The following is a 4,472-nucleotide window of genomic DNA, read 5'->3' as shown; positions in this document are numbered from 1 at the left end:
CAGTGGCCGCACCCAACTGATTCGGATGATATTAATGGTCAGCAGCACAGCATCAGTGATGCTGAAAATTATCCCATCAGCCGTACTGACAGCACGTAACTATGCGGATGATAAAGCTATTGAGGTCAAAACCTATATCGATGAGTTAATGATTGCTCATAAAAAATCATGCGACCATCCCGATGCGACCTTATACGCCAAAGGTTTTACGCGATTAAATAACGCCATAGATAGCTATATTGAAACCGAAGCCGCCACGCCAAAAGCAGTTCAAAAAGCGGTAAGTGCGGCGGTTGCATTAATGAGCCGCCATCTCGACACCCCCTATCCGCACCCGCAATATCTCCTCGCCAGCCAAAACTTATATGAGCTTATCGATAAAAAGGCGGCGCGGAAAAACCTGCAATTAGGCTCTGCGGCCACCAGAAATGTCGGTAATGCGCAAGATGAACTCATGGCGGTCGGGGCATTTGGCTGGGGCCGCTCCTGCATTATTGCCTCGGCGGGGATCAATACACTGGCCGCAACCGGTATGTACAGCGTCAATCAATACGCTGCCAATATACCAGAGGGTTTTGGTGATGCGACCATTCAGCATATTCAGAATGACTCGTTAACCGCCCACCAATTCATTTTCTCCACCAATAATACCCACACCGCGGCCAAGATAGCTTATCGCCTGCGCTCCTATGGTCAATGGCGGGAATGGATAGATATCGTCACCAGTCGCAGCGATACACTAACGCCCATCGGCATCCCACTACCCTACCCAGGCACCACGCCACCGGCTGGCTATTTAAAATGTAACGGCGCAGCATTTTATCCCTACCGTTACCCCACGCTGGCAACCTTATATCCGACTCATAAATTACCCGATTTGCGCGGTGAGTTTATTCGTGGATTTGATGACGGGCGCGGCATTGATACCAGTCGCACCCTGTTAAGCGCACAAACCGACGCGCTGCAAAATATCACCGGCGGTATCAATGGGGTATCGGAAAGCCTCGGCATCGCAGCAGAGAGCAACTTCACTGGTGCTTTCGCGAAAGCTGAGTCTGTCGGCAACGACAACACCCCGCATCATACCGACATCACTCATTGCGGCAGCTTTGATTTTGACGCCTCCCGCGTGGTGCGCACCGCCGCCGAAACCCGACCACGCAACATCTCATTTTGCTATATTTTGAGGGCTGTCTAATGAAATATGACTTTACCGTTCAACCGGCCATCCTGGATGACCATCAACTCGCCAGTCAGGCGGGATGGGTAACGCTCTATCACTATGATGCGGTGAGTCTGGAATACGCCAGTGCAGGCATGGAGTACTTGCCGCTCGGCGTCGGCCTGCCAGCGCATTCGGTGGCTGACGCGCCAGTCATCCAGCCTAAAACCGGCATGGCGTTGGTGAGAGATTTATCCGCAAATCAGTGGGTAACAGTAGAAGACCATCGCCATCAAACGGTTTATGACATTGAAACTAAAACTGAATCCATCATTTCTGCACTCGGCCCCGTGCCACACAATAAAACACAGCTTCAGCCAACGCATGAATTTGATATATGGACAGGAACCGCCTGGGAAGTCGATCAACAGGCATTAAAAGCCAGCCATATTACCGCCGCCGTCCAACAAAAAACCGTGCTGATAAAGCAGGTTTCGGAGCACATCAACATCCTACTCGACGCTATCGCAATGGATAATCAACAGACTGATATTCAGCAATTGGCGGCACTCAAACATTACCGCGTCGCGTTAATGCGCATTGACCCAAATGTCGCGCCGGATATTGACTGGCCGGAGTTGCCGCAATAAGGGTTGATTTTAATGGGGAAATATTTGTCTTAAAGTGAGGTTGAGGCATTGTTCGGGATGATGCCCGTGGTTACAGTTGGCGGGATATTTGTCAGTGTATTGTCTACTGAATCAGTCGCTTTATTGACGATGATTTTTTAATTTCTTGTATCCCAAGGGCTACAGTTATCGCCATAAACTGAATTATTGTGTCTCCGGGGCTACAAAAGATGACTCTCTATCGTTTGAAAATATCGCCCATTGTCTAATCTTGTTAGACAACGGGTCGAAAAACCAAACTAGCATGACTTAATGGTGTCTTTCTTATAACTACACCTGTAACTCATTACTTTAACGGGGAAAATGTTTGTCTTAAAGTAGAGGCAAGTCATTGCTCACAGTGAAGCCTGTGGCTACGGGTTGGGTGAGTGTCGTTTACTGGATAATCAGATTTATCGAAGATGGATTCTTGATTTTTTGTATCCCAAGGGCTACATTTATTGCCATAAACTGGATTTTTGTATCCTTGGGGCTACAAATGACGACTCTCTATGATGTTGCTGATATGCTCAAATCAGTACGCAATGAAGCAAAATTATCACAAGCTGAGTTAGCGAAAAGAGCTGGCGTCTCACGCACTACCTTAGCGCGTATGGAAACACTGGCAAAAGGTGATATGAGTGTCAGCATTCTTGTCAGGTTATTCGAAGCTGCTGGCTATGACCTTAAAGTAGTTAAGAGTGGGCATATCCGAACTCTGGACGACATTCTTGCGGAACAGCGTCAGGACGAAACTTCATGAAGTTAGATGTTCAAATTAGCGGCCAAAATGTTGCCAAGCTATTTCGCGAAAGGGATGAGTACCTTTTGCAATATTTACCGGGGATATCCGAAAATAATTTTATTAGTCTAACAATGCCTGTTCGCGACTTAGCATGGCGTTGGCCGAGAGATCTTCATCCTTTCTTTCGACAAAACTTACCGGAAGGTTATTTACTGGGTATTATCCGAGAGGAATTCGGTCCTTTATTAGACGGTACAGATCTTTCATTATTGGCAGTCATTGGCGGAACGGGAATAGGGCGCGTTACCGTGACCCCTGAAGGTGTGGCGTCAGGTTTTGAATTAGATCCTTTGCAAATTGAAGATCTTCTTAAAGGCAATAATACTACGGCTCATTTTGCTTCCTTGGTTCGGCGATATGCGCGAGCAGCAGTGTCTGGTGCCGTACCCAAGTTTTTAGCTCCAGAACGCACAAACACTGTCTCATTAGGCAAGCCTACTCTTCGAACGAGCAAGCATATAATTAAAGGTTCTGACGAAAATACTCCTTTTTTGGGATTTAATGAGTTTTATACGATGAAGGTGCTTGAGCGCCTAAATGTAACTCCTGTTGCCGCAAGTACTATGTCGGATGATGGTCGCATATTAGTGGTTGAGCGATTCGACGTAGATACCGATGGGCATCCCATATACGGCCTTGAAGATGCTTGTAGCTTACTGGGGATGCCACCCCATGAGAAGTATGCTACCACAATGGAAAAGGTCCTTAAGGCCACTCGAGCATATATTCCTAAATCGGATATGCACCAGCAAATGGAGGCTCTAGGTTGGTTGATTTTAACCAACTTTGTTGTGCGTAATGCTGACTGTCATGCCAAAAATATTGCACTACTTTATACCTCGGCGACTGACGTTGCTTATACTCCAGCTTATGATCTGGTTACCACTCAAGCCTATCCGCGTTTTAGGCATAATCCTCCCGCACTTTCCATCGAAGGGCGGCAGACATGGGCTGCGGGTAAGTCATTGGAGCGTTTCTTTAATCACCGACTGGGTATTTCTCCTCGCCATTATACTGAAATGGTGGAAACACTTTGTGAATCAGCGGTTGAAGTGGGTCGTGAGATGATCGAAGCGGCTAAAAACGAACCTTTATGGCGTGAAATCACCAAGCAAATGCTCCACGCGTGGAATGAGGGTATGTCTTCACTACGCAGCCCAAAAGCAGCGGTAGAGTTCAGGTCTATGGGGCCACTCATTGAGGCCGCAGGATTTTCTGATGTTCATCCACCAGAAAATGAAAAAGAGAGTTTTGGTCGTTCAGAATTATTGGCCCGAAGAGCAAAAAGTAAAAAGTAGCGTAATGCTTAAACCGATAGCCCTGATAGGGGCTATCGGTCTCCTTGCCTGCATACATTAATCCAGTTGTGCTGATTTATGATTCCACTAACCTTTAGGTTCAATGCCTCTTTCGCGTAACTCTTTACGCAATATCCTTTTTATCCACGTCGCAAGGGAAGCATCACCATCTTTACGGGCTTGTTCTTCTAACTGCGCACGAAATTCTGCTAGAAGACGCATCTGATATTGAGGTGAACGTTTCTCTTCTGGTGTTGACATGGTAATTACCCTAATTTATGATGCCTTCATGGTAACGACCATTGTAATTACGTGGTCACCATAAAACAACAATGCCCCGACAGTGCGCTAACACTGCCGAGGCATCTAACCACAACATTAAAAGAGGTAATGCTATGGCTGACGCTAATAGTAACATACGTGCATATTCAAAGCTCTACACCTTCCTTAACGCCCGTTCTAACACATTATTGGCCGAAATTTCTCCGTTGCGCCTGATCTCCGTTTTGGCTCCCACTGAGCGTGAAGCCCGCAATCTG

Annotated in this window: 5 protein-coding genes; 4 read left to right on the top strand and 1 reads right to left on the bottom strand. The window is 46.9% G+C overall.

What is annotated here, in order from left to right:
- From YALDO0001_RS19035 to YALDO0001_RS19020, 4 genes are all read left to right on the top strand, one after another.
- Positions 1-1,198, top strand: a 1,198-nt coding sequence (locus tag YALDO0001_RS19035; RefSeq protein WP_042840609.1) for a phage tail protein, incomplete at its 5' end; no start/stop codon positions are given.
- Positions 1,198-1,812, top strand: a complete 615-nt coding sequence (locus YALDO0001_RS19030; RefSeq protein WP_042840607.1) for a tail fiber assembly protein — start codon at positions 1,198-1,200, stop codon at positions 1,810-1,812. The genes YALDO0001_RS19035 and YALDO0001_RS19030, both read left to right, overlap by 1 nt.
- A gap of 517 nt (positions 1,813-2,329) precedes the next feature.
- The gene (locus YALDO0001_RS19025) at positions 2,330-2,593 is read left to right on the top strand and encodes a helix-turn-helix transcriptional regulator (RefSeq protein WP_004705583.1); all 264 of its coding nucleotides are present in this window, start codon (positions 2,330-2,332) and stop codon (positions 2,591-2,593) included.
- A complete protein-coding gene (locus YALDO0001_RS19020; protein WP_042840606.1) occupies positions 2,590-3,933 on the top strand; it encodes a type II toxin-antitoxin system HipA family toxin in 1,344 nt (447 codons plus the stop codon). Before YALDO0001_RS19025 ends, YALDO0001_RS19020 begins: the two co-directional genes overlap by 4 nt.
- Positions 3,934-4,020: 87 nt before the next feature.
- Here YALDO0001_RS19020 and YALDO0001_RS21555 read toward each other — a convergent pair whose 3' ends face one another.
- Entirely contained in the window at positions 4,021-4,194 is a 174-nt protein-coding gene (locus YALDO0001_RS21555) for a hypothetical protein (RefSeq protein ID WP_004705581.1), read from the bottom strand.
- Positions 4,195-4,472: the final 278 nt, after the last annotated feature.

The organism is Yersinia aldovae ATCC 35236 (genome assembly GCF_000173735.1).
In the GTDB taxonomy this organism is placed as follows: domain Bacteria; phylum Pseudomonadota; class Gammaproteobacteria; order Enterobacterales; family Enterobacteriaceae; genus Yersinia; species Yersinia aldovae.
This window is presented reverse-complemented; position numbering and strand designations above follow the sequence as displayed.

Bases quoted from the DNA above. Each gene is read 5' to 3' on its own strand.
- YALDO0001_RS19030 (WP_042840607.1), top strand. From the start codon at position 1,198: ATGAAATATGACTTTACCGTTCAACCGGCCATCCTGGATGACCATCAA.
- YALDO0001_RS19025 (WP_004705583.1), top strand. From the start codon at position 2,330: ATGACGACTCTCTATGATGTTGCTGATATGCTCAAATCAGTACGCAAT.
- YALDO0001_RS19020 (WP_042840606.1), top strand. From the start codon at position 2,590: ATGAAGTTAGATGTTCAAATTAGCGGCCAAAATGTTGCCAAGCTATTT.
- YALDO0001_RS21555 (WP_004705581.1), bottom strand. From the start codon at position 4,194: ATGTCAACACCAGAAGAGAAACGTTCACCTCAATATCAGATGCGTCTT.